Below are 24,268 nucleotides of genomic sequence, written 5' to 3'. Positions count from 1 at the left end.
GGAAGCCGGTTCCAGCCCCTCCTGCGTTTGAGGAGCGGGGTCCGGGGCGGAGCCCCGTGTCGTTCGCCGTCTCACCGCCGGTGGGGGCCGAGCGCGCAGTTCCCCGCGCCCCTGCGGGGCTCGTCACTCGCCCTCCCGCATGGGAACCCGCACGCCCCGCTCGGCCGCGACCTCGACCGCGTGGTCGTAGCCCGCGTCGACGTGGCGGATGACGCCCATTGCCGGGTCGTTGGTGAGGACGCGCTCGATCTTCCGCGCGGCCAGCTCGGTGCCGTCGGCGACGCAGACCTGGCCGGCGTGGATGGAGCGGCCCATGCCGACACCGCCGCCGTGGTGCAGGGAGACCCAGGAGGCGCCGGACGCCGTGTTGACCAGGGCGTTGAGCAGCGGCCAGTCGGCGATCGCGTCGGAGCCGTCCTTCATGGCTTCCGTCTCGCGGTACGGGGAGGCCACCGAACCGGAGTCGAGGTGGTCGCGGCCGATGGCGACCGGGGCGGACAGTTCGCCGGATGCCACCATCTCGTTGAACTTGAGGCCCGCCAGGTGGCGTTCGCCGTAGCCGAGCCAGCAGATGCGGGCGGGCAGTCCTTCGAAGGCGATGCGCTCGGCGGCCATGTCGAGCCAGCGGTGCAGGTGCTTGTTCTCCGGGAAGAGTTCCTTGATCGCCTTGTCCGTCTTGGCGATGTCCTCCGGGTCGCCGGAGAGGGCGGCCCAGCGGAACGGGCCGAGGCCCTCCTCGAAGAGCGGGCGGATGTGCGCCGGGACGAAGCCGGGGAAGTCGAAGGCGCGCTCGCAGCCGGCCTTGCGGGCCTCGTCGCGGATGGAGTTGCCGTAGTCGAAGACCTCGGCGCCCTTGTCGAGGAAGCCGATCATGGCCTCGACGTGCAGGCGCATCGAGTGCCGCGCCTTGTCGGTGAAGCCGGCCGGGTCGGCCTCGCGCTCCTTGTCCCAGTCCTCGACCGAGATGCCGACGGGGAGGTAGGCGAGCGGGTCGTGGGCCGAGGTCTGGTCGGTGACGATGTCGATCGGGGCGTCGCGGCGCAGCAGCTCGGGGAAGACCTCGGCGGCGTTGCCGACGACGCCGATGGACAGGGCGCGGCGCTCGTCGCGGGCCTGGACGGCCAGCTCCAGGGCGTGGTCGAGGTTGTCGGCCTTGACGTCCAGGTAGCGGGTGCCGATGCGGCGGTCGATGCGGGTCTCGTCGACGTCCACGCAGATCGCGACGCCCTCGTTCATCGAGATGGCCAGCGGCTGGGCGCCGCCCATGCCGCCGACGCCCGCGGTGAGGGTGATCGTCCCGGCGAGGGTGCCGTCGAACTTCTTGCGGGCGACCGCGCCGAAGGTCTCGTACGTGCCCTGGACGATGCCCTGCGAGCCGATGTAGATCCACGAGCCGGCCGTCATCTGGCCGTACATGGTCAGGCCCTCGGCCTCCAGCTTGCGGAACTCCTCCCAGTTGGCCCAGTCGCCGACGAGGTTGGAGTTGGCGAGCAGTACGCGGGGCGCCCACTCGCTGGTGCGCAGCACGCCGACCGGCTTGCCGGACTGGACGAGAAGGGTCTCGTCCGACTCCAGCGTCTTGAGCGTGCGCACGATCGCGTCGAACGCCTCCCAGGACCGGGCCGCCTTGCCGGTGCCTCCGTAGACGACCAGCTTGTCGGGGTGCTCCGCGACCTCGGCGTCGAGGTTGTTCATGAGCATCCGCAGGGCACCTTCCTGCTGCCAGCCCAGCGTGTTGAGCTCGGTGCCGCGGGGGGCTCGTACGGGGCGGGGTCCTGACATCGGCGGCCTCCTGGAGTGCTCCATCGTGATGCGGTTATTCACATCCTCGGGGTCTGAATAGAACTAGTCAATACATTCCCACGGACGCGCTCCGAGTGGTTGTCTGGACCACATGGCATCCAGTGACGCTTCCACGGCCCTCTCCACCCGTCGCGACCAGGCAGTACGTGCGGCCGTCGAGCAAGGACTCGTCGGCCCGGCGGCCCCCGTCGCCGGGCTCCTCGATGTCACGGGCATCCGCGCGTCCGCGGCCGCGCTGCGCGCCGCCTTCGACGCGGTCACCGCTCCCGGCACCGCGGTCCTGCACGCCTTCGCCGTGAAGGCGACCCCGCTCGTGCCGGTCCTGCGGCTGCTGCACGAGGCGGGCATCGGGGCCGAGGTCGCGAGTCCGGGCGAGCTGGCCCTGGCCCGCGCGGCCGGGGTGCCGCCGACCCGTACCGTCCTGGACTCCCCCGCCAAGACCGGCGCCGAACTGCGCGAGGCCCTCGCCCTCGGCATAGCGGTCAACGCCGACAACCCGCAGGAGCTGGCCCGCGTCGACGCCCTGGTCGCCTCCGCCCCCACCAGCTCCCCGATCGGGGTCCGGATCAACCCGCAGATCGGCGCGGGCTCCATCGGCGCCCTGTCCACCGCGACCGCCACCTCCAAGTTCGGCGTGGCGCTGCGCGACGAGGGCGCCCGCGCGTGGGTCGTCCAGGCCTACCTGGACCGGCCGTGGCTGACCCGCCTGCACACGCACTCCGGATCCCAGGGCGTGCCCCTGGAACTGATGGCGCAGGGCGTGCGAGCCGCGTACGAACTCGCCGAGGAGATCAACGCGGCGGCGGGCCGGCAGCAGATCGACACGCTCGACATCGGCGGCGGCCTGCCCGTCAACTTCACCTCCGACGAAGAGACCCCCGACTACGCCACGTACGCGAACCTGCTCGCCGGCGCCGTCCCCGGCCTCTTCGACGGGCGCTACGGCCTGGTCACCGAGTTCGGCCGTTCGCTGCTCGCCAAGCACGGCACGACCCTCGCACTCGTCGAGTACGCGAAGGAGAGCGGCGGCCGCCCGATCGCCGTGACGCACGCGGGAGTTCAGGTCGCGACGCGGACCGTCTACGCACCCGCCTCCTGGCCGCTGCGGATCGCCGCCTACGACGCGAAGGGGCGGCCCAAGACCGGCCCCGACGTCGCGCAGGACGTGGCGGGACCCGCCTGCTTCTCCGGTGACCTGCTCGCCGAGAACCACGCGCTGCCGCTGCTCGCGGCGGGCGACTACGCCGCCGCGCTCGACACCGGCGCGTACTACTTCGCGCAGCACTACTCGTACAACTCGCTGGTGCGGCCCGGCGTTTACGGCTTCACGGCAGGCGCCGACGGCGACGGGGCGCGGTTCGCGACCGTACGCGCGCCGCAGACGGTCGAGGAGATCGTGGCGGAGTCGGGCGGCAAGCAGCGAGGTGCCCTGCTCGACCTCTGACACCGGCGAAGACACCAGCGAAAACACCGGCGAAAGCACCGGCGCGCACGCCGGTGAACGATCCCTATTTCAGTCGCGGTTGGCGGATTTTAGCCCCCTTTCGAATGTTCCACCGGAAAATGCCGGAACGCTCACCAGGTTTCCGTACCCTGCGTAATTTCGTCGTCACGCAAGTGCCGGCGACACACAAACACGGTAACCAGGTGGGGAGTTCCAGGCGTGCCCGGAATCGACGAGTGCCTGCTCGAGGTCATGCGGCTGCCGGGGGCGCGGGGCGCCTCCGTCGTCGACTGGACCAGCGGCCTCGCCCTGGGCACCGTCGGGGACTCGCCCAACGGGGACCACGAGGCCACCGCCGCGGAGGCCGCCGAACTCGCCCGTCTGGCGGCCGAGCACCGGGCCTTCTCCCCGGCCGACGGCAGCGACTGGACCGAGGGCACCAGTGACAAGGCGCCGCCCGTCGAGGACGTCATGGTCACCAACCGCGACGGCTACCACCTGCTGCGTTTCGTCCGGACCAGCTTCGACAGCAGTGTCTTCCTGCACCTGTGGCTCGACCGGGACGAGGGCAACCTCGCGTTCGCCCGGCTGCGCCTCGCCGACATAGCCGACCGGCTGGTACTGGGATGAGTACCATCCCGGCGAACGTCTCGCCGATGCTCGGCCGGCTGGCCGCCGAAGGGGCCACCGGGGCGCTGATCCGTGAACACGGCACCCTGTACCTGGCCGACGGCCGCATAGTGCACGCGGAGTCGCCCGCGACCCCCGGCATGGACGTGCTGCTCACCGCGGGCGGCGCGGTCCGGGCCGACCGCTGGTGGGAGGCGGTCGACCAGGCGGGGGCCCGGCAGCGCGTCGGCCGCTACCTCGTCGAGCAGGGCCGCCTCTCGGACGGCGCGCTCGAACTCTGCCACCTGGGCGCGGTGTTCGACGCCGCGTACTTCACCCTCGCCCCGAGCAGCGGCCCGACCCGCTTCCGGTACGGGGTCTCGCACTGGTTCGGGGCGGTACGGCCGGTGCCGGTGGCCGCCGTCGAGCGCGAGACCCGGCGCCGCCGCGAACTGCTCCAGCGGATCTGGCCCGAGCCGGACACCGACACGGCGCCACTGACCCGGGCCTCCGACCGGGGGCTGCCGGTCCCGGCCCGCCGGCGCCGCGTCCTGGACCTGGTCGACGGTTCACGCACCGCCTCACAGATAGCACTCACCCTGGGCAGGCCCGCCTTCCACACCCTGGTCGACCTGCGCCGCCTGGCCGCGGGCGGCCTGGTGACCACGGCTCCACCGGAGCCCGCCGGCCCGGTCCCCGTACCCGCATGGATGGCACACGCCGCTGTCGAGGACCCCGACGTGGCGCTGCTGCGCCGGCTGCGCACCGCGCTGGAGGCGTTGTGAAGCGCCTGCGCCGCGCCGCCGGACGGCCCGACCCCGGGCCTCCCATCCCTCCCATGCCTGCCGTCGCCCCCCACACTCCCGGAAGGAGACCGCCGATGGCCGACGAGGCCGAAGTCCTCGGCGAACTACAGAGGTTGCGAGTCCGGGTCCCCCAGGTCACCGGGGCGCTCGCGGCCAGCGTCGACGGACTCGTGCTCGCCCAGGACACGCCGGGCGTCGAACCGGAGGGCGTGGCCGCGCTGACCGCAGCCGCGCTCGGCGTGGCACAGCGCCTCTCGGACGCCACCGGGCAGGGCGGCTTCCGGGAGCTCCTGGTGCGCGGCACGGACGGCTACGTCGCCACGTATGCCGCCGGGGAGACCGCGATCCTCACGCTGCTCGCCGAGGACCGGGTCAACGTCGGGCGGCTGCATCTGGAGGGCCGCCGCTCCAGCACCCGGATCGGCGAACTGATCGACGCTGCCGCGGCCGCGGCTGCCGCCGAGCCGCCGCCCCGGGCCCGTGGCCGGTCCCGGGCGCGCACGGCCCCCGCCACCCCTTCCGCCTCCACCTCCTCAGCCACAGCCACAGCCGCTTCCCCACCCGCTTCCACCGACAGCGGACTCCCTGTCCGCACCCCGAAGACCGACCTCTCCGAGCCCACATTGCAACCCCGAACAGCCCGTTGAGGCAGCGTAGGAAAGGACCCACGACCATGGCCAACACCGAGACCGCACTCAAGGACGCCATAGCCTCCATCGAGGGCGCGAGCGCCGCAGCACTCGTCGACTACAACAGCGGCATGGCCCTCGGCACCATCGGCGGCTCCAAGAGCTTCGACCTGGAGGTCGCCGCCGCGGGCAACACCGACGTCGTCCGCGCCAAGCTGCGCACCATGGAACACCTCGGCCTGAAGGACGAGATCGACGACATCCTCATCACCCTCGGCACCCAGTACCACCTGATCCGCCTGCTGAAGGGCCGCGGCGGCAACGGGCTGTTCCTGTACCTCGTACTGGACTCCTCGCGCGCCAACCTGGCGATGGCCCGTCACCAGCTCAAGCAGATCGAGGCCGAACTGGACGTCTGAGCACAGGCGTTCACTTCCCGGAGAGTCTGCCGGAGAAAGGTCGGCGACGCCGCGCCCCAGCGGGTGCGGCGTCGCCCGCTGCCGTGGCAGAGCGCTCGGCGACAGAGTGCTCAGTGCGGTGTGGCGGCCCAGCTGCCCAGCATCCGCAGCCGTTCCTCGGTCACCGAGCCGGGTTCCGGCGTGTACACCACCAGCATCTGATCGGGCTCCCCCGTGACCGTCAACGTCTCGTACGGCAGGGCGAGTTCACCGGCGACGGGGTGCAGCATGCGCTTGGCGCCGTTCGACTTCTCCTTCACCTGGTGGTCCGCCCACAGGCGCCGGAAGTCCTTACTGGCAAGCGACAACTCCCCTACGAGGCTGGCCAGTTGTGGGTCCTGTGGGTGGGCGCCGGCGTCGAGCCGCAGGTACGCGACCGTCTCGGCGGCGACCGCCGGCCACTCCGGGTAGAGGTCGCGCGCCGCCGGGGCGAGGAAGACCTGGCGCGGCATGTTGCGGTCCTTCGGGCGCATCGCGGAGAAGCCGAGCACCGCGTCGCCGAGCGCGTTCCAGGCCAGCACGTCCATGCGGCGGCCGAGCACGAACGCCGGCGCCTTCTCGATCGTGTCCAGGAGCAGCCTCAGGCCCGGCCGCACCCGCTGCGCGGCCGGGCGCTCGGCCGCTCTGCGGCGGGTCCCGGCGGGGCGGGCGACCGCGCGCAGATACGTCTGCTCGGTGTCGTCGAGGCGCAGCACGCGGGCGACGGCGTCGAGCACGGCGTCCGAGACGGACGTGCCCCGGCCCTGCTCAAGGCGGATGTAGTAGTCGACGCTGACCCCGGCGAGCTGGGCGACCTCCTCGCGCCGCAGCCCCGCCACGCGGCGGCGGCCGTGGCCGGGCAGGCCGACCTCCTCGGGCCGGATGCGGGCGCGCCGCGAGCGCAGGAAATCCCCTATGTCACCGAGCTCGTTCATGCCGCCGATCCTAGGCATCCCTGCGCACATTCATCCTGGTACTGGCATACCCAGGAAAAGCTCTGCCCTGGGTAAGTCCCGCGGGCCGCCGCAAGCTGCTGCCATGACTCAGACGACGTACACGAACCTCTCCGGCCGCACCGCACTCGTCACCGGCGCCGCCAGCGGCATGGGCGAGGCAACGGCCCGGCTGCTCGCCGCCCAGGGCGCCCGTGTCGCCCTCCTCGCCCGGCGCGCCGACCGCCTCACCGAGCTGGCGGCCAAGATCGGGGCCGACGGCGGGCAGGCCCTCGCGCTCCCCACCGACATCACCGACCAGGCCTCCGTCGACGCCGCCGCCGAGCGCGTGCACGCCGCGTACGGACGGGTCGACCTCGTCGTGAACGCGGCGGGCGTGATGCTGCCGAACCCCGTCACCGAGGGCCGCGCCGACGAGTGGCAGCGCATGCTCGACACGAACGTCTCCGGCGCGCTGCGCGTCATCCGCGCCTTCACGTCCGACCTCATGGCGACGGCCGCGGCGGGCGGCACGGCGGACCTGGTGAACATCTCGTCCATCGGCGCGCACGTCCCGTTCCCGAACTACGCGGTGTACGGCGCGACGAAGGCCGCCCTGACGTATCTGTCGCAGTCGCTGCGCACGGAGCTCGGCCCGCTCGACGTCCGCGTCACGAACATCGAACCCGGTCTGACGGAGTCGGAGCTGGCCTCGCACGTCGACAACGCGGAGCTCTCCGGCCAGTTGGACGGCATGTTCGAGGCGCTCACCGGGCTCTCGTCCGAGGACATCGCGGACCTCATCGCCTACACGACCAGCCGCCCCCGCCATGTGAACCTGCGCCAGGCCGTCCTCCTGCCGACCCGGCAGGCGTGAAGGACCCGCAGTCGTGAAGGGTGCGTCAGTCCTCCCAGTCGGAGTCGCGCCGCTGCTCGCGCCGCTTCCCTCCGAACAGGGGCCCCCAGTGGCCGGCGTGCAGGGCGTTCACGCCGACGATGCCGCCCCAGGCGATCAGCAGACCGGGCAGGTGGGCGTTGATCACGGCGATCGCGGACAGCGGGATCGCGAGGACGAGGCTGACGACGGCGAAGCCGAAGCGTTCGCCCCAGTTGTCGCCCGAGCCGCGGCCGCCGCGCGCATCGCGCGCGACGACCATCTGCTGCTCGGCCAGCTGCCTGCGCACCCGCCGGTCCACGACGGAGTCCAGGCGCTGCTCGACCTTGTCGAGGAACGAGTCGACGAGCGCGGTCTCGTACTCTTCGCCGAGTTCCCTGCGGGCGTGCAGGGTGGCGTCGAGTTCCTTCTTGAGTTCGGCGTCACGGGCCTGTTCGCGGGCTTCCATACCGGTTCACGGTACGGAGCGAAGGCGCGCGTCGCAGTGGGGCTAGCCCCCCTCTTCCTACTGGGCCACACCCGACACCACCGGCTGGGCCTGCGGCTCCTCCAGGATCGTCGCCTCCGGCACGTGCGAGGTGTCGCGCCGGGCGATCAGCCAGTACAGGACGGCCGGAACGATCAGCCCCACGATCCAGGAGATGTCCGCGCCGCCGAGCGGGCCGACGAGCGGGCCGGTGTAGAAGGACGTCGCAAGGAACGGGAACTGGGCGACGAGCCCGACGGCGTAGACCCCGAGCGCGTCCCAGCGCCAGGCGCCGTAGCGGCCGTTCGGGTCGGCGAGGGCCGGGATGTCGTAGCGCTCCCGCGAGATCAGGTAGTAGTCGACCAGGTTGATGGCGCTCCACGGCGTGAAGAACGTCAGCAGGAACAGCAGGAAGTCCTTGAACGACGACAGGAAGCTGTCCTTGCCCGCGATGGCGACGGCCGTGCCCGCGACCATGATGACCGCGATGTACACGGCCCGGCCGTGCTGCGACAGGACGCGCTGCCCGCGGAAACCGCTGACGCCGGTCACCATCGCCATGAAGCCGCCGTACGTGTTGAGGACGTTGACGGTGAGCTTGCCGAGCGCGATGACGAAGTAGAAGACGGAGGCGATCAGGCCCGCGCCGCCGAGCGAGACGACGTAGCCGACCTGGTTGTCGAGGAACGCCTCGCCCGCGCTCGCCGCGACCAGCACACCGAACGTCATCGACCACTGCGAGCCGAGCGCCGAGCCGGACAGCGTCCACCAGAACGTGGCCTTGGCGCTGGTCGTGCGCGGCAGATAGCGCGAGTAGTCGGCGACGTACGGGCCGAACGCCAGCTGCCACGACGCCGAGAGCGACACGGCGAGCAGGAACATCGGGAAGGAGAAGTGCGCGTCGCCCAGCAGGTCGCCGAGGTCGACGCGGTCGAGGAGCCGGATGCCCAGGTAGACGAAGGCGAGCGCGCAGACGACGCTCGCCACCCGGCCGAGCACATGGATGACGCGGTAGCCGACGGCCGCCAGGACGGCCGTGACGAGCGCGAAGACGATGATGCCGGTCACGTCGTTCGTGTGCGTCAGCTGAGCGGTCGCCTGCCCAGCGAGCACGCTGCCGCTCGCGAAGAACCCGACGTACATGAGGATCACGAGGAGCAGCGGCACGACGGCGCCCTTGACCCCGAACTGGGCCCGCGACTGGATCATCTGCGGCAGGCCGAGCTTCGGTCCCTGCGCCGAGTGGAGCGCCATGACGGCGCCGCCGAGCAGGTTGCCGAGCACGAGCCCGATCAGCGACCAGACCACGTCGCCGCCGAAGACGACGGCGAGCGCCCCGGTGACGACGGCGGTGATGTGCAGGTTCGCGCCGACCCAGAGCGTGAACTGGTTGAAGGCGCGCCCGTGCCGCTCGCTGTCCGGGACGACGTCGATGGAATGCTTCTCCACTACCGCTGCCATACGTTGACCTCTACTTCTTGCTCAGCTACTTCTTGATCAACCCGTGCTGGCGCGCGTAGTCGTTCGCGACGTCCTCGGGGTCCTTCTTGTCCTTGTCGACGAGCCGGTTCAGCTCGGTCAGCTGCTCGGTGGTGAGTACGTTGCCGAGCCGGGCCAGCGCCTTGCGGACGGTCGAGTCGGCCTTGCGGTCGGCGACCAGCGGGACGACGTGCTGACCGGGGACGAGGTTCTTGGGGTCGGTGAGGACGACCCAGTGGTTGGCGGCGATGTCGGTGTCGGTGGTGAACAGGTTCGCCACGTCGACGTCGCCCTTCTTCAGGGCGCCCTTGACCAGCGGCCCCGACGAGTCCAGGGACTTGAACTCCTTGAACTCGACGCCGTACACGTCCTTCAGGCCCACCGCGCCGACCTGCCGCTTCTTCACTTCCGGGGCGGCGCCGATGGTGAGCTTGCCGTTGTGCTTCGCGAGGTCCGCGAGCGACTTGAGGTGGTACTTCGCGGCGGTCTCGCCGGTGACGACGAACGCGTCCGAGTCCTCGGCCATCCCGTAGGGCAGGATCTGCAGCCCCGCCGGGAGCGCCATGGCGAGGGCGTTCTGCATCTCGCCCTCCTCGGTGGCGTCGGCCTTGGTGTCGAGGTAGTGCAGCAGGGCGCCCTGGTACTCGGGCAGCACGTCGATGTCGCCGCCCTTGAGGGCGGGGATGAGGATCTCGCGAGTGCCGAGGTTGGGGCGGACGGTGGTCTTCACCCCGGCCCCTTCGAGCGCTGCCGCGTACAGGTAGCCGAGGACCTGGTTCTCGGTGAAGTTGGCGGTGCCGATGGTGACGCCGCCCTTGCTGGAGCCGCCGCCTCCGCCGCCGGAGCCGCCCCCGTCGAGGGACGTGACGCCGCCGGAGCAGGCGGCGAGGGCGGGGACGGAGGCCGCGGCGAAGAGCCCGCCGATGACGGCGCGTCGGTTGAGGTTGGTCATCTTGCTTGCTCCTAGGCGGACTTGAGCGCGGCGGGACGGTGGCGGAAGAGGAGGCGCTGCAGCCCGGAGAGGGCCAGATCGAGGACGACGGCGACGACCGCGACGAGAACGGCGCCGCCGAGCACCTGCACGAGGTCCCGCTGGGCGAGCCCGTCGAAGACGTAGCGGCCGAGCCCGCCGAAGGAGACGTACGCGGCGATGGTCGCGGTCGCGACGACCTGGATGAGCGCGAGCCGCAGGCCCGTCATGATCAGCGGCAGCGCGAGCGGCAGCTCGACCTGGAAGAGGACCTGATGGGCCCGCATGCCCTGCCCGCGCGCGGCGTCGCGCACCTCCGGGTCGACGGCGGTCATCCCCGCGTACGTGTTGGTCACGATCGACGGCACGGCGAGCGCGACGAGGGCGATGTAGACGGGCCACATGGACAGCCCGCTGGCCAGGAAGACGAGGACGACGAGCCCGACGGTCGGCAGCGCACGCCCGAACGACGAGAGGTTGATGGCGATGAAGGCGCCACGCCCCGTGTGCCCGATGAGCAGGCCGACGGGCAGCGCGATCGCGGCGGCGACGAGCGTGGCGATCAGCGAGTACTGGAGATGCTCGACGAGCCGGTGACCGATGCCGTCGGGACCGGTCCACTGCTCACTGCCGACCAGCCAGGAGCCCAGGTTCTTGAAGAGTTCGTACATGGCGGTCAGGCCTTCCGGGTCCGGGTGCGGGTCCAGGGCGTGAGCAGCCGCTGTACGACGACGAGCAGTGCGTCCGCGACGAGCGCGAGCAGCAGCGTGAGCACGACGCCGACGATGACGGGGGTCGGGAAGTTGCGCTGGAACCCGTCGGTGAAGAGCTGGCCGAGGCCGCCGTCACCGATGTACGTGGCCACGGAGACGAGCGAGATGGACATGACCGTCGCGATCCGCACCCCCGCCATGATCACCGGCAGCGCGAGCGGCAGCTCGACGGTGAGCAGGGCCCGCAGCGGCCGCGTGCCCATGGCCTTCGCGGCTTCCTTGGTCTTCTGCGGTACGGAGTCCAGGCCCTCGACGGTGTTCCGCAGCAGGACGACGAGGGTGTAGATCGTCAGGCCGATGACGGTGGTGGTGCGGGTCAGTCCTGAGACCGGCAGCAGCAGCACGAACACGGCGATGGACGGGATGGTGAACAGGATGTTCGAGAACCCGAGGAGAAGGCCGCGCAGCCGCCGGACCCGGTGGGCGAGGACGGCGAGCGGCAGGGAGATCAGCAGGCCGAGCAGGACGGCGGTGAGGGCGGCCTGGAGGTGGGAGAGGGTGAGGGTGGTGAGGTCGGACCCATGGGACCCGACCCATTCCCAGTCGAAGCTCATGCGGCACCCTCTTCGGCTTCGGCTTCGGCTTCAAGCCCCGCCTTTGAACGAGAGGCAGCGGGGTCCGGGGCGGAGCCCCGTGAGGGCGCGCCCGACAGAGCTTGCGCGTGAGCAACCCCGGCACGCGAGTGGATGTCATCCCGGGACGAAACCCCGGTAAGCACCCCGGCCGCGTCGACCCGGGCCACCAGCCCGGAGGGCGACGCAACGGCCTCGTTCAGCGCGGCCAGCAGGGAATCGGAGTCGCGCAGGCCCCGCACGGGCGCCTCGGCCGCACCGTCCCGCTCCCGCCAGTGCAGCGGCTTGCGGGCCGCGTCCAGCACCAGCTCCCAGGAACCCCCGTCCGGCAGGGGGGCCTGCGCCACCTCTTCCAAGCCGGTCAGCGACAGCAGCTTGAGCCCCCGCTCGGCCCCCAGGAAATCGGCGACGAAGTCATCGGCGGGCCGCGCAAGCAGCTCGGTCGGCGGAGCACATTGCACCAGGTGCCCGCCCTCCCGGAACACGGCTATCCGGTCCCCGAGCCGCACCGCCTCATCGATGTCATGCGTGACGAAGACGATGGTCTTGTTCAACTCCTTCTGCAGCCGCAGCAGTTCATCCTGAAGCTGACTGCGCACCACAGGGTCCACGGCCCCGAACGGCTCGTCCATGAGCAGCACCGGCGGATCCGCGGCGAGCGCCCTGGCCACGCCGACGCGCTGCTGCTGCCCGCCGGAGAGCTGGTGCGGGTAGCGCTTGCCCATCTCGGCGGCGAGCCCGACCCGCTCCAGGAGATCGGCGGCCGCGGCGCGCGCCTTCTTACGGCCCCAGCCGAGGAGCAGCGGTACGGTCGCGACGTTGTCGAGAACGGTGCGGTGCGGGAACAGGCCCGCCTGCTGGATGACGTATCCGATGGAGCGGCGCAGCTCGGCGGCGTCCTGGTCGAGGACGTCGCGCCCGCCGACCCGGATGGTGCCCGACGTGGGGTCGACCATACGGTTGATCATCCGGAGGCTGGTCGTCTTGCCGCAGCCGGAGGATCCGACGAAGACGGTCACGCCCCCTTCGGGCATGTCGAGCGAGAGGTCGTGCACCGCCGTCGTGCCGTTCGGGAATCGCTTGTGGACCGCGTCGAACTGGATCATGGAGCGCCTCTGAAGTCCTCTTGCCCGGTCTGCATATCGTCATGCAGAGTTCTCGGTGCGTGAATAACTTGTCAATGCCCCCGCGTAAATCACCGGTAAATCCCCCCGGGCTGCCCGAAATGTGAGACGCGAACGCCCGATCCAGGGCGATTTATATCGGTTCGAGGAGGAATGACGCGTGACGTCCAAGATGGTGGCCCCGAGGGACGCGACGGACCCTACGGGCACGGCGCCCCCGGTCGTCGTGCTCGACGGCCACGGCCTCCCGGTCGACGACGTGGTCCGCCTCGCCCACGCGAGCGCCCGCCCCGTCCCCGGCACCGACGCCATGAAACGCGTCGAGGAGTCCTGGAACGCGGCCCGCGAGATCGCCGCCTGGGGCCGCGTCTACGGCCGCTCGACCGGCGTCGGCGCCAACCGCAGCGAGGACGTGCCCACCGAGGCCGCCGCCGACCACGGACTGCGCCTGCTGCGCAGCCACGCGGGCGCGATCGGCGCCGAGCTGCCCGAGCGGGAGGTCCGCGCGATGCTCGCCGTCCGCGCCAACCAGCTGCTCGCCGGCGGCGCGGGCCTGCGCCCCACCGTCGTCACCGCCCTGTGCGAGGCGCTGGAGAACGGATCGCACCCCTCGGTCAACGAACACGGCTCCGTCGGCACCGGCGACATCGCACCGCTCGCCCAGATGGGCCTGGCCCTCGCGGGCGAACACCCCTGGCGCGGCAAGGGCGCCCCGCCGGCCGCCCAGCCGCTCGACAACAACGACGCCCTCGCCCTGATCTCCAGCAACGCCCTGACCCTCGGCCAGTCGGCCCTGGCCCTGCACGAACTGCGCTCACTGCTGACGGCGACCCAACTCGTCGCCGCCCTCAGCCTGTTGGCGGTCGACGGCTCCTACGAGGCCTACGCCCTCCCCGTCCACGAGGCCCGCCGCCACAAGGGCTCCTACGAGGTCGCGGCCCGGATGCGCGACATCCTCGGCGCCCCCGACCGCCCCACCCCACCGCTCGGCCGCATCCAGGACCCGTACGGCTTCCGCTGCGTCCCCCAGATCCACGGCCCGGCCCAGGACGCGGCGGACGCCCTCGAAGACATCCTCACCGTCGAGATCAACGCGGCCGCCGAAAACCCGCTGATCTCCGCCGAGGACATGACCGCCTACCACCACGGCGGCTTCTACATGGCCCAACTCGCCCTGGCCCTCGACCACTTCCGGCTCTCCGTCACCCAGGCCGCCCGCCTCTCCACCTCCCGCCTGTCCACCCTCAACGAACCGGCCTACACGCGCCTGCGCCCCTTCCTCGCCGACGGCGAACCAGGGGCGTCCGGCGTGATGATCCTGGAGTACGCCGCCGAAGCCGCCCTCGGCGACCTCCGCGCCTTCTCCGCCCCCGCCTCCCTCGGCCACGCCGTCCTCTCCCGCGGCGTCGAGGAACAGGCCAGCTTCGCGTCCCTGGCCGCCCGCCAGACCCTGCGCGCCTGCGCCGCGTACCGCCAGGTCGTGGGCTGCGAACTCGTCGCCGCCGTCCGCGCCCTGCGCCTGCGCGACCACCGCCCCGACCCGTCCCTCCCGGTCGGCCGCGCCTTCGAACTGGCCGACGCGGACCTCGAACCGGACCTGACGGACCGCCCGCTCACCATCGACGTGGAACGGGCCGCCGCGCTCCTGGAGCGATTCATGGAGTAACCAACTACTCTTTGCCTCCTGAGCATTGGGGGGTCAATGGTCACTCAGGGGAGTCCGGCGCTGCTCGCCGGAAAGACGGAACAGACCCTGTCCGGGTACCGCAGGTACGGCCGTTGGTCACTGGCGGCCGGCCTCTTCATCGTGCTGCTCGCCTTCATCCCGCACGCCGGGTGGACGAGCCGGCTGCCGTACCTCGGCATCCCGTTCCTCGCCGGCGGCCTGACCTCCGTGCGCAATGTCCACCGGATGCGCCGCACCATGAGCACCCACCCCTGGATCCGGTGCCGGGCCGAAGTGACGCCGAGCCGACGGGGCGGCCCCCGCGTCAGCCTCCTCGACCCGACGACGGACACCCTCGTCCACCTCAAATGCACCACCACCGGACCGAGTCGGCCCGCGGCCCACGCATCGCTGTGGTGGTCCGGCACCCCCGAGCACGGCGGAGTCCTGTCCACCCCGGGCGGCGACCGGCTCACCTGGGCCCGCCCCGAGCAGCGCCCCCATCACCCCCGCCGACCCCGCTACCGCTGGATCCTGCTGCTCGGTGTGATCACGTGCGGCCTCGGGATCGCCGGGTCCGCGGCCGCCGACCACGACCCCATGATCGAGCTGACGGTCGTCGACGGGTCGACCGCGCCGGGCCCCTGCACCGTCCGCTTCAAGGACCCGCTCACCGGCGGGCACCGCACGGCCCCGTTCGTCTGCGAGGGCCACCGTGACGCGCTCATCCCCAAACTCGAGTACGGCTGGGTCGTCTCCTACGGCCCATGGAAGGGCGACCTGTACAACGCCGCCTGGGACGGCACTCCGGCCAACCCCCTCAACGACGGCCTCTTCGTCGGGGGCGCCCTGCTCACCCTCGCCGGCGGCATCGGCGGCGCCGTCTCGCTGCGCGCACGCCGCCGCTACCCCGCACCCACCGCGGGCCCGCCCCGGACTCCCCTGCTGCGCCGCACCGCCCGCGCCTCGATCGTCCTGGCGGGCCGCACCCGCCGCACCCTGCGCCGCTGATTCGTCACAGCTTCCCGAACACGACCCCGCGCCACGCCCAGCCCGCCTTCAACACCGTGTCCCGCAGCGGGTCCTTCATGTCCGCGGAGTCGAAGGAGAACGTCTCCTCCATGTGCCGCTCGCCGTCCGCACCGCGCTCGTAGCTCCAGCGCTTGCTCACCGTGTGCGAGGGCCCCCGACCGTACTCCCGCGACCTGGCGAACCGCGGGGTGCCGTCGTGCCAGGTGACCTCCCACTGCTCGTCGAGCGCACGCACCTCCCGCTCGTCCGGCACCAGACGCAGCCGGATCCTGACGGTGCGGTCGACGTGCCGGGCCCGGAAGAACTCCTGCCAGGCGGGCTCACGGACCCGCCACTCCGCGACCAGGTCGGCCCGCTCCTCGGGGGTCGCGGCGCGCACGGTCCAGGGCACGTCGGGCCCCGCCAGACCAAGCAGCGCCTCCCGCACCTCCTGCACAGGCCGGGGCGCGACCCCGTCGTCGGGACGCCGGGTACCGGTCAGCTTGTCGAAAAGACCCATCCGGGCAACGTACCCAACCGAAGATCGAAGCAACGCAGCCTCTGGCGCCCCACCCCCGGCCTGAATAACATCATGCACAGCCAGGAACCGCTGAATGGACGGCGCCGGGGACGGACGGGGAGACATGAGCGAGCACACGACCAACAGCACCGGGGGCCAGCACCCCGCCGCCCGCCTCCAGCACCTCTTCGAAGGCCACCGCCTCACCCCCACCCAGCGACGCATCGCCCACTGCATGGTGCGCCGCGCGGCAGACGTGCCGTTCCTCTCCTCCGTGGAACTGGCCGAACTCGCCGGGGTCAGCCAGCCAAGCGTCACCCGCTTCGCCGTCGCCCTCGGCTTCGACGGCTACCCGGCCCTGCGCAAATACCTGCGCGAAGTCGCCCCCGCCGCACCGGCCGCGACCACCGAGACCAACGAGTACCAACAAGCCGTCGAGGCCGAGATCGCCAACCTGCGCCACCTCGCCGACCTCCTCGCCGACCCCGAACCCGTCGAACGCGCGGGCCGCCTCCTCGCCGCCTCCCAGCCCCTCCTGGTCCTCGGCCTGCGCGCGGCGGCCTCCCAGGCCTACGGGTTCTCCTACTTCGCGGCCAAGGTCCACCCCGACGTCCGCCTCCTCGACGAGGGCGGCACGATGCTCGCCGACCGGATCGACGCGGCCGTCCGCGCGGGCGCCACGACCCTGCTCTGCTTCGCCCTGCCCCGCCACCCCCGCGAGGTCGTCGACACCCTCGCCTACGCCAAATCCGTCGGCCTGACCGTGGTCTCCGTCGCCGACTCCGCGTTCGCCCCCGTGGCCAAACACTCCGACCTGCTGCTACCCGCCGCGGTCGGCACCGGTCTCGCCTTCGACACGGTCTGCGCGCCCATGCTGCTCGGCCGCGTCCTCCTGGAAGCGATGTGCGACGGCCTGCCGCAGGCCCAGGCCCGCCTGGAGGAGTTCGACGTACGGGCGGCGGAGCGCGGCCTGTTCGTCGAATGACCGCCAACTCATGGGCGTGGTCGAATGACCGCCAACTCATGGGCGTAGAAGAGGAGTAGAGAAAGAATTGCGCGGGGACCGCCGCACCCCCTGTTACGGGGGGCGGGACGACGGCGGTCCCCGCGAGGGACGCGGCACCGGGTCAGGACCGGGTGCCACGCCCAGGGCGTCCATGGAGATCCGGGAGCCGCTCCGGAGATTCCTTGACGCCGCTCGACGCCGTCCGAGGCGGGGAGCCGCTCCCGCCCCTTCCGACATCCACCAATGTGCCGGACCCGTGTTAAGCCGGTGCTGCGCGCACGTGACGCGCTCGTACCGTTTTCGCGAATCGTGTTCGTGAACCTACTTGCCGACGCTCTTGGCGAGGAAGGCCAGCAGGTCCTGCCGGCTGACCACACCCGTCGGCTTCCCCTCGACCAGCACGATCGCGGCGTCGGCCGTCCCGAGCACGGCCATCAGGTCCGCGACCGGCTCACCGGAGCCGACCTGCGGCAGCGGGGCCGACATGTGCTTCTCCAACGGGTCGCCCAGGGAGGCCCGCTGGGCGAAGAGCGCGTCGAGCAGCTCGCGCTCCACAACCGACCCGATGACCTCGGCAGCCATCACGTCGGGGTGGCCGGCGCCCGGTTTTACGATCGGCATCTGACTGACGCCGTACTCCCGCAGCACCTCGATGGCCTGACCGACCGTCTCCTCGGGGTGCATGTGCACGAGTTCGGGCAGCGAGCCGCCATCCTTGTACTTGAGGACCTCGCCGACGCGCGCGCTGGTCCCGGAGTCCTCCAGGAACCCGTAATCGGCCATCCATTCATCGTTGAAGATCTTCGAGAGGTACCCCCGCCCACTGTCCGGCAGCAACACCACCACGATGTCGTCCGGGCCGAGCCGCTCGGCCACCCGCAGCGCCGCCACGACCGCCATCCCGCAGGAGCCGCCGACCAGCAGGCCCTCCTCCTTGGCGAGGCGGCGGGTCATCTGGAAGGAGTCCTTGTCGGAGACGGCGACGATCTCGTCGGCGACCTCGCGGTCGTACGCGGTCGGCCAGAAGTCCTCGCCGACGCCCTCGACGAGGTACGGGCGACCGGAGCCGCCCGAGTACACGGAGCCCTCCGGGTCGGCGCCGACGACCTGGACGCGGCCGTCACTGGCGTCCTTCAGGTAGCGCCCGGTCCCGGAGATGGTGCCGCCCGTGCCGACCCCGGCGACGAAGTGCGTGATGCGGCCGTCCGTCTGATCCCACAGCTCGGGGCCGGTCGAGTGGTAGTGGGAGAGCGGGTTGTGCGGGTTGCTGTACTGGTCCGGCTTCCAGGCGCCCGGTGTCTCCCTGACCAGACGGTCCGAGACGTTGTAGTACGAGTCCGGGTGGTCGGGGTCGACGGCCGTCGGGCAGACGACGACCTCGGCGCCGTACGCGCGCAGCACGTTGATCTTGTCCGTGGAAACCTTGTCGGGGCACACGAAGATGCACTTGTACCCCTTCTGCTGCGCCACGATGGCGAGCCCGACACCGGTGTTTCCACTGGTGGGCTCCACGATCGTGCCGCCCGGCTCGAGTTCGCCGCTCTCCTCGGCCGCCTCGATCATGCGCAGCGCGATGCGGTCCTTCACGGAGCCGCCGGGGTTGAAGTACTCGACCTTGGCCAGGACGGTCGCCTGAAGCCCTTCGGTCACCTTGTTGAGCCTCACCAGCGGGGTGTTGCCGACGAGACTGATCATCGAGTCGTGGATCTGCACGTTGTCTCCGGGTCTCCTACAGAGGGATGCGGTCAGGGTATGCCGCACATCGGCCCTTCATCTCCCGTTGCGATTGACCGACGGTGATTACGGGGCAAGGACTTCAGAGAAGCTGTAGTCAGGCGCGTAGCAGAGGCAGGTGGCCGCGGAACATGTCGAGCAGGGCAAGGGTGGCACGGCGGATCGCCGCGGGGGCGGCGTACGGCGGCGGGGGGATCGGGCTGCTCGGTGCGGCCGCGGTCGGGGTGGTGCTGGCGGAGGTGCAGTTCGCGCGGCGTCAGGTGGGCAGTCACAGCGCCGAGCCGGTGCACGTGCCCTCGGCCGACGGCCAGTACGGCAGGGCGTACGCCGTGGTGGGCGCGGAGCCGGTGCGGTTCGCGATGCTGGGCGATTCGACGGCCGCGGGGCAGGGGGTGCACCGGGCCAGGCAGACGCCGGGGGCGCTGCTCGCGTCGGGCCTCGCGGCGGTCGCGGAGCGCGCGGTGCAGTTGCGCAACGTGGCGCTGCCCGGGGCGCAGTCGGACGATCTGGACCGTCAGGTGGCGTTGATCCTCGCGGACCCGGAGTGGCAGCCGGATGTCGTCGTGATCATGATCGGCGCGAACGATGTCACGCATCGCATCCCCGCCACCAAGTCGGTTCGTCATCTCTCGGCGGCGGTTCGGCGGCTGCGGACGGCCGGCGCGGAGGTGGTGGTGGGCACGTGTCCTGATCTGGGTTCGGTCGAACCGGTGCAGCAGCCGTTGCGTTGGCTTGCGCGGCGGGCGTCGCGGCAGCTCGCGGCGGCGCAGACCATCGGCACGGTGGAGCAGGGCGGGCGGACGGTGTCGCTCGGTGATCTGCTGGGGCCCGAGTTCTCGGCGAATCCGCGTGAGCTGTTCGGCCCGGACAACTATCACCCGTCGGCGGAGGGGTACCAGACGGCGGCGATGGCCCTGTTGCCGACGTTGTGCGCCACGTTGGGTGTCTGGCCGGACGAGGAGCGTCCGGATGTCTCGCGTGCGGAGGGTTTCCTGCCGGTCGCGCGTGCGGCGGCGAAGGCGGTCGAGGAGGGCGGTACGGAGGTGACGGCGGCGATGCCGACGGGGCCGCGTGGGCCGTGGGCTCTGTTGAAGCGGCGTCGGCGGCGGCGTGTGCCGACGCAGGATCCGAGTCCGTCGAAGTTGAGTTCGTCCGACGTGTGACGGCGAGCTGTCGGTTGCGACAGGGGTGGGCGGGCCCTTACCCGGCCGAGCCCCTGAGCAAGCGCTTAGACAAATGCGTCAGGGGTCACACGGCCGTGCCGGTGACCTATGGCATACGTACGGGTAACTTCCCAAGCGGTCCTGCCTTTCGCCAGACACCCCTGGAGCCGTGATGCCCGAAGCCGTAATCGTCTCAGCCGCCCGCTCCCCCATCGGCCGCGCTTTCAAGGGCTCCCTGAAGGATCTGCGGGCCGACGACCTGACCGCGACGATCATCCAGACCGCCCTCGCGAAGGTCCCCGAGCTGGATCCGCGCGACATCGACGACCTGATGCTCGGCTGTGGTCTGCCCGGCGGCGAGCAGGGCAACAACCTGGGCCGGATCGTGGCCGTGCAGATGGGCATGGACCATCTGCCGGGCTGCACCGTGACCCGTTACTGCTCCTCGTCCCTGCAGACGACGCGCATGGCCCTGCACGCCATCAAGGCGGGCGAGGGCGATGTCTTCATCTCGGCGGGCGTCGAGATGGTGTCGCGTTTCGCGAAGGGGAACTCCGACTCCCTCCCCGACACCCGCAACCCGTTCTTCGCCGAGGCCGAGGCGCGCACCGCGGCCGTCGCCGAGCAGGAGGGTGCCTCCTGGCACGACCCGCGCGAGGACGGCCTGGTGCCGGACGCGTACATCTCGATGGGTCAGACCGCCGAGAACCTGGCGCGCTTGAAGGGCGTCACCCGCGAGGACATGGACGCCTTCGGCGTGCGCTCGCAGAACCGCGCCGAGGAAGCCATCAAGAACGGCTTCTGGGAGCGGGAGATCACCCCGGTCACGACGCCCGACGGGACCGTCGTGAGCAAGGACGACGGTCCGCGCGCCGGCGTCACCGTGGAGGGTGTCTCGGGCCTCAAGCCCGTCTTCCGCCCCGACGGCCTGGTCACGGCCGGCAACTGCTGCCCGCTGAACGACGGCGCCGCCGCCCTCGTGATCATGTCCGACACCAAGGCCCGTGAGCTCGGCCTGACCCCGCTCGCCCGCGTCGTCTCGACCGGCGTCTCCGGCCTCTCCCCCGAGATCATGGGGCTCGGTCCGGTGGAGGCCAGCAAGCAGGCGCTGAAGCGGGCCGGTCTCGGCGTCGGCGACATCGACCTGTTCGAGATCAACGAGGCGTTCGCCGCGCAGGTCATCCCGTCCGCCCGCGACCTGGGCATCGACGAGGACAAGCTGAACGTGAACGGTGGCGCCATCGCGGTCGGCCACCCCTTCGGCATGACCGGCGCGCGCATCACCGGCACGCTGATCAACAGCCTCCAGTTCCACGACAAGCAGTTCGGTCTGGAGACCATGTGCGTCGGCGGTGGTCAGGGCATGGCGATGGTCGTCGAGCGTCTCAGCTGACCTGAACCGGCGGTCCGACCGGCTATCCAATCGTGATCCAATCTCCCCCAGGATGTGACGTACATCTCGGGGGAGAGTCATTTTCGCAGGTCAGACCCGTACCCGGGGTATATCGGGGCTAAACGCCCGGCCAAAAGACCTGTCCAATTCGTGACGTAATGCACTGACAGCTGGTTCGTCCAGGCTTCAAGCTGATGTAGGAAGTCGGGGGTCGACTTGAAACCGGGAGTACGTCAGTGAGCGCCATCCCTCTTGCTTTGCTGCTCGCCACGGCCGCTGCCACGGCCGTCGGCGCCACCACCCTGCACAACGTCCGGGGTCTGCGACGACAGATCGCGGACCTGCGCGAGGAGGTCGCACGCGGTCGCGCCATGGGCGCGCACCCCGGCGTGCCCGCCGCGCGCACCACCTCCGACACCGACGCCATCCGCGTCGCCGTCGCCGATGCCCTCGCCGAGGAGCGGGAGCGCGAGCTGGCGGAGGCCCGGGCGTTCTGGGCGGCGCAGGAGGCGCGCGACACCTCGGACCTGCCCCCGTTCCTGGCCGGTGGAGGCAGTGCTCTCAGCGAGGAGTTCTTCCTGCCGCGGCAGGCCGACTTCGCGGGCCTCGAGCCGGTCGTCGAGTCGGCCCTGGAGCCGGAGGACGAGTTCGCGGGCGAGTCGCCCGAGCTGGCCGCCGCCCGGCGCCGGCACCCCTCGCACCCCGACTTCGTGCCGGTCCAGTCGCCGGTCACCAGCGATCACGAGCGCACGGTGGCGTGTCTGGAGGAGCTGGCGCACACCCGCACGGCGCTCTCCGACGTCCGCCCCGGCCCGCTGGGCACGCTCGACGTCTACGTCTTCGCGGACGGTACGACGCTGTGCATGACCCCGGGCCACCGCGAGACGGCGGAACAGCTCGCCACGGCGCTGCGCGACGGCGACACCCCGGTCCTGCTCGGTGGCTCCGGCGTCTCCGGCGCGTACGCCCTGACCTTCGAGTGCGCGGGCGCCAACGTGTACATCCTGGCGGACCGGGTCATAGCCTCGGCCTAGTTTGTTCAGCGCTGGTCACGACAAGCCCCTCCGGCGCTTGAGGAGCGGGGTCCGGGGCGGAGCCCCGCGGCCTCGGGCCGGGCGCGGGGCAGCGGCTCAGACGCCGGCTCGCTTGACCGCGTCCTCGACGAGACCGACGGCCTCGGCCAGATCACCCGCGCCGCTCAGCGCAACCCCCAAATCCCGCGCCGCGACCGTGACTTGGTCGGCGGCGGCGAACATCCCGGCATCCGGCATCACCCGCACCGCCGCCCCCGGTTCCTCCAACCGCTGGGCACGCGCGGACAGTTCCCTGGCCAGGGCCAGTGCCTCCGCGGCAGCACCCCGCTGCAGCCGACTCTGCGGGGCGGCCCGCAGCCGATCCGCGAACTGATCCACCGCGGCTGTCAATGGCGTCGTATCAAGCACTCGGCGACTGTAGCTGTTTACAAGCAAGCGGCGCTCAGGCACGGTGGCGTGGAAGTACAGGCCACATCGAAGCGTTCCGGAGGCGCCGATGTCCCAAGTCTTCTCCCCGGAGACCCATCGCAATCTGCTGGCTCGAATCCCCCACTGCACCGGTCGTGAAGTCGCCGACTGGCTGCGCACCGTCGAAGAAGGCCCTTGCTTTCTTCGCTTCGAAGAGAAGGTCAGCTGGCTGCGCGGGGAGCACGATCTCGCGTACGGCCATGCCAAAGCGATCATCCACGAGTACGACCTGAGGCGCGCCGCACGACGGTTCGGTTAGCGCTCCCGACCCCCCACACAAACGGCAAGGGGCCCGCGCACCCGAAGGTGCGCGGGCCCCTGGACCGCCCGGGCGGGTCACCCGCCGAAGCAGTCCCTAGTCGTTGCCCTGCAAGATCGCGATCAGCCGCAGGAACTCCAGGTAGATCCAGACCAGCGTCATGGTCAGACCGAAGGCGGCGAGCCACGCCTCTTCCTTCGGGGCGCCGTACGCGATGCCGTCCTCGACCTGCTTGAAGTCCAGGGCCAGGAAGCACGCGCCGAGCAGGATGCCGATGACGCCGAACAGGATGCCGAGGCCGCCGCTGCGGAAGCCGAGGCCGTCACCGCCGCCGAACACCGCGAACAGCAGGTTCACGGCCATCAGCAGGATGAAGCCCATCGCGGCGGCCATGACGAAGCCGTAGAAGCGACGGTTGACGCGGATCCAGCCCGCCTTGTAGGCGATGAGGACGGCCGCGAAGACGGCCATCGTGCCGAGCACGGCCTGCATGGCCGCGCCGGGGGCGATGTAGGTGTCGACGATGTTCGACAGGACGCCGAGGAAGACACCCTCGAGGGCCGCGTACGCCAGGATGATCGGCGGGGACGCCTTGCGCTTGAAGGCCTGGACGAAGCCGAGCACCATCGCGACGAGGGCGGAGCCGATCGCGATGCCGTACGACTTGCCCATGTTGGCCTCGTCGACCGGCAGGAACGCCCAGGCGAGGGCGGCCGTGACGATCAGCAGGCCGAGCGTGGTGGCGGTGCGCGTGACGACGTCGTCCATCGTCATGCGGCCGGTGCCTACGGGCGCCTGCGGGGCGCCCTGCTGCAGGTCCTGCTGCGCGTAGGGGTTCTGCGCGTACGGGTTGCCGGCGGGTGCCTGGCCGTACGGATTCGGCTGCGTCCCGACCGCGGGGCCCCCGGCCTGCGGCTGCGCGTTGAACTGCGCGTAGCCGGTGTCGCGGCTGAACCCCCGTCGCGAGAAGACCGGGTTGCTGCTCCTCATTTCACTCCTCCATGGCCACCGTGTTTGGCCTTGCCCCAAGAGTAATGGTCTGGCAAAGATCCGACCCTACTGCTCAGGGAGGATC

Annotated in this window: 25 protein-coding genes; 13 read left to right on the top strand and 12 right to left on the bottom strand. The window is 71.0% G+C overall.

Annotated features, from left to right (window positions below; all coding sequences use genetic code 11):
* Positions 1-123 precede the first annotated feature (123 nt).
* Positions 124-1,782, bottom strand: coding sequence for a urocanate hydratase (gene hutU / locus ACIREE_RS28870; RefSeq protein WP_404158213.1), 1,659 nt, complete (start codon positions 1,780-1,782; stop codon positions 124-126).
* 112 nt (positions 1,783-1,894) lie between these two features.
* Between hutU and ACIREE_RS28865 the strand changes: the two genes are divergently transcribed.
* The 5 genes from ACIREE_RS28865 to ACIREE_RS28845 all read left to right on the top strand — a co-directional run bounded on the left by ACIREE_RS28865 (position 1,895) and on the right by ACIREE_RS28845 (position 5,710).
* Positions 1,895-3,247 (top strand): diaminopimelate decarboxylase, encoded by a 1,353-nt coding sequence (locus tag ACIREE_RS28865; protein WP_404158211.1) that lies wholly within the window; start codon positions 1,895-1,897, stop codon positions 3,245-3,247.
* A gap of 219 nt (positions 3,248-3,466) precedes the next feature.
* Positions 3,467-3,877: a hypothetical protein gene (locus ACIREE_RS28860; RefSeq protein WP_404158208.1), complete on the top strand. Its 411-nt coding sequence runs from the start codon at positions 3,467-3,469 to the stop codon at positions 3,875-3,877.
* The gene (locus ACIREE_RS28855; protein WP_404158205.1) at positions 3,874-4,641 is read left to right on the top strand and encodes a DUF4388 domain-containing protein; all 768 of its coding nucleotides are present in this window, start codon (positions 3,874-3,876) and stop codon (positions 4,639-4,641) included. The genes ACIREE_RS28860 and ACIREE_RS28855 overlap by 4 nt, the downstream gene beginning before the upstream one ends.
* A 95-nt stretch (positions 4,642-4,736) precedes the next feature.
* Entirely contained in the window at positions 4,737-5,309 is a 573-nt protein-coding gene (locus ACIREE_RS28850) for a roadblock/LC7 domain-containing protein (RefSeq protein WP_404158202.1), read from the top strand.
* A 26-nt stretch (positions 5,310-5,335) separates the two neighbouring features.
* Complete coding sequence (locus ACIREE_RS28845) at positions 5,336-5,710, top strand: hypothetical protein (protein WP_404158199.1); 375 nt, start codon at positions 5,336-5,338, stop codon at positions 5,708-5,710.
* Positions 5,711-5,820: 110 nt separating this feature from the next.
* Here the strand turns inward: ACIREE_RS28845 and ACIREE_RS28840 are convergent, their stop codons facing one another.
* Positions 5,821-6,663, bottom strand: coding sequence for a helix-turn-helix transcriptional regulator (locus ACIREE_RS28840; protein ID WP_404158197.1), 843 nt, complete (start codon positions 6,661-6,663; stop codon positions 5,821-5,823).
* A gap of 103 nt (positions 6,664-6,766) precedes the next feature.
* Between ACIREE_RS28840 and ACIREE_RS28835 the strand changes: the two genes are divergently transcribed.
* Positions 6,767-7,537, top strand: coding sequence for an SDR family oxidoreductase (locus ACIREE_RS28835; protein ID WP_404158194.1), 771 nt, complete (start codon positions 6,767-6,769; stop codon positions 7,535-7,537).
* Between the two features lie 25 nt (positions 7,538-7,562).
* Here the strand turns inward: ACIREE_RS28835 and ACIREE_RS28830 are convergent, their stop codons facing one another.
* Genes ACIREE_RS28830 through ACIREE_RS28805 form a run of 6 tightly spaced genes read right to left on the bottom strand, consistent with a single transcriptional unit; the run spans position 7,563 to position 12,921 of the window.
* Positions 7,563-8,003, bottom strand: a complete 441-nt coding sequence (locus ACIREE_RS28830) for a hypothetical protein (protein ID WP_404158191.1) — start codon at positions 8,001-8,003, stop codon at positions 7,563-7,565.
* Between the two features lie 57 nt (positions 8,004-8,060).
* Positions 8,061-9,482, bottom strand: coding sequence for a purine-cytosine permease family protein (locus ACIREE_RS28825; protein ID WP_404158188.1), 1,422 nt, complete (start codon positions 9,480-9,482; stop codon positions 8,061-8,063).
* Positions 9,483-9,507: 25 nt separating this feature from the next.
* A complete protein-coding gene (locus ACIREE_RS28820) occupies positions 9,508-10,452 on the bottom strand; it encodes an ABC transporter substrate-binding protein (protein WP_404158185.1) in 945 nt (314 codons plus the stop codon).
* An 11-nt stretch (positions 10,453-10,463) separates the two neighbouring features.
* Entirely contained in the window at positions 10,464-11,141 is a 678-nt protein-coding gene (locus ACIREE_RS28815) for an ABC transporter permease (protein WP_404158182.1), read from the bottom strand.
* A gap of 5 nt (positions 11,142-11,146) precedes the next feature.
* On the bottom strand, positions 11,147-11,797 hold the full coding sequence (locus ACIREE_RS28810) for an ABC transporter permease (protein ID WP_404158179.1): 651 nt from the start codon (positions 11,795-11,797) through the stop codon (positions 11,147-11,149).
* Entirely contained in the window at positions 11,794-12,921 is a 1,128-nt protein-coding gene (locus ACIREE_RS28805; RefSeq protein ID WP_404158176.1) for an ABC transporter ATP-binding protein, read from the bottom strand. Before ACIREE_RS28805 ends, ACIREE_RS28810 begins: the two co-directional genes overlap by 4 nt.
* A gap of 190 nt (positions 12,922-13,111) precedes the next feature.
* Between ACIREE_RS28805 and ACIREE_RS28800 the strand changes: the two genes are divergently transcribed.
* Complete coding sequence (locus ACIREE_RS28800; RefSeq protein WP_404158395.1) at positions 13,112-14,605, top strand: aromatic amino acid ammonia-lyase; 1,494 nt, start codon at positions 13,112-13,114, stop codon at positions 14,603-14,605.
* Positions 14,606-14,641: 36 nt separating this feature from the next.
* The gene (locus ACIREE_RS28795; protein ID WP_404158173.1) at positions 14,642-15,616 is read left to right on the top strand and encodes a hypothetical protein; all 975 of its coding nucleotides are present in this window, start codon (positions 14,642-14,644) and stop codon (positions 15,614-15,616) included.
* A 4-nt stretch (positions 15,617-15,620) separates the two neighbouring features.
* Here ACIREE_RS28795 and ACIREE_RS28790 read toward each other — a convergent pair whose 3' ends face one another.
* The gene (locus ACIREE_RS28790) at positions 15,621-16,136 is read right to left on the bottom strand and encodes a hypothetical protein (RefSeq protein ID WP_404158171.1); all 516 of its coding nucleotides are present in this window, start codon (positions 16,134-16,136) and stop codon (positions 15,621-15,623) included.
* A 124-nt stretch (positions 16,137-16,260) separates the two neighbouring features.
* Between ACIREE_RS28790 and ACIREE_RS28785 the strand changes: the two genes are divergently transcribed.
* A complete protein-coding gene (locus tag ACIREE_RS28785) occupies positions 16,261-17,121 on the top strand; it encodes a MurR/RpiR family transcriptional regulator (RefSeq protein WP_404158168.1) in 861 nt (286 codons plus the stop codon).
* Between the two features lie 342 nt (positions 17,122-17,463).
* Here the strand turns inward: ACIREE_RS28785 and ACIREE_RS28780 are convergent, their stop codons facing one another.
* Positions 17,464-18,855 carry a cystathionine beta-synthase gene (locus tag ACIREE_RS28780; RefSeq protein ID WP_404158165.1) on the bottom strand — a complete coding sequence of 464 codons (1,392 nt, stop codon included), beginning with the start codon at positions 18,853-18,855 and terminating at the stop codon, positions 17,464-17,466.
* 152 nt (positions 18,856-19,007) lie between these two features.
* On the opposite strand from ACIREE_RS28780, the gene ACIREE_RS28775 reads away from it, so the two are divergent.
* The 3 genes from ACIREE_RS28775 (at position 19,008) to ACIREE_RS28765 (ending at position 22,466) form a co-directional block, all read left to right on the top strand.
* Positions 19,008-20,039 (top strand): SGNH/GDSL hydrolase family protein, encoded by a 1,032-nt coding sequence (locus tag ACIREE_RS28775; protein ID WP_404158162.1) that lies wholly within the window; start codon positions 19,008-19,010, stop codon positions 20,037-20,039.
* Positions 20,040-20,211: 172 nt separating this feature from the next.
* Positions 20,212-21,432 carry an acetyl-CoA C-acetyltransferase gene (locus ACIREE_RS28770; RefSeq protein WP_404158159.1) on the top strand — a complete coding sequence of 407 codons (1,221 nt, stop codon included), beginning with the start codon at positions 20,212-20,214 and terminating at the stop codon, positions 21,430-21,432.
* Between the two features lie 245 nt (positions 21,433-21,677).
* Positions 21,678-22,466, top strand: coding sequence for a hypothetical protein (locus ACIREE_RS28765; protein WP_404158392.1), 789 nt, complete (start codon positions 21,678-21,680; stop codon positions 22,464-22,466).
* A gap of 96 nt (positions 22,467-22,562) precedes the next feature.
* On the opposite strand, the gene ACIREE_RS28760 is transcribed toward ACIREE_RS28765, so the two are convergent.
* Complete coding sequence (locus ACIREE_RS28760; protein ID WP_404158156.1) at positions 22,563-22,874, bottom strand: hypothetical protein; 312 nt, start codon at positions 22,872-22,874, stop codon at positions 22,563-22,565.
* Positions 22,875-22,962: 88 nt separating this feature from the next.
* Between ACIREE_RS28760 and ACIREE_RS28755 the strand changes: the two genes are divergently transcribed.
* Positions 22,963-23,193: a DUF4287 domain-containing protein gene (locus tag ACIREE_RS28755; RefSeq protein WP_404158153.1), complete on the top strand. Its 231-nt coding sequence runs from the start codon at positions 22,963-22,965 to the stop codon at positions 23,191-23,193.
* 96 nt (positions 23,194-23,289) lie between these two features.
* Here ACIREE_RS28755 and ACIREE_RS28750 read toward each other — a convergent pair whose 3' ends face one another.
* Complete coding sequence (locus ACIREE_RS28750) at positions 23,290-24,183, bottom strand: Bax inhibitor-1/YccA family protein (protein WP_404158150.1); 894 nt, start codon at positions 24,181-24,183, stop codon at positions 23,290-23,292.
* Positions 24,184-24,268 lie beyond the last annotated feature (85 nt).

The sequence above is a fragment of the Streptomyces sp. NPDC102467 genome (assembly GCF_044765445.1).
Classification (GTDB): domain Bacteria; phylum Actinomycetota; class Actinomycetes; order Streptomycetales; family Streptomycetaceae; genus Streptomyces.
This window is presented reverse-complemented; position numbering and strand designations above follow the sequence as displayed.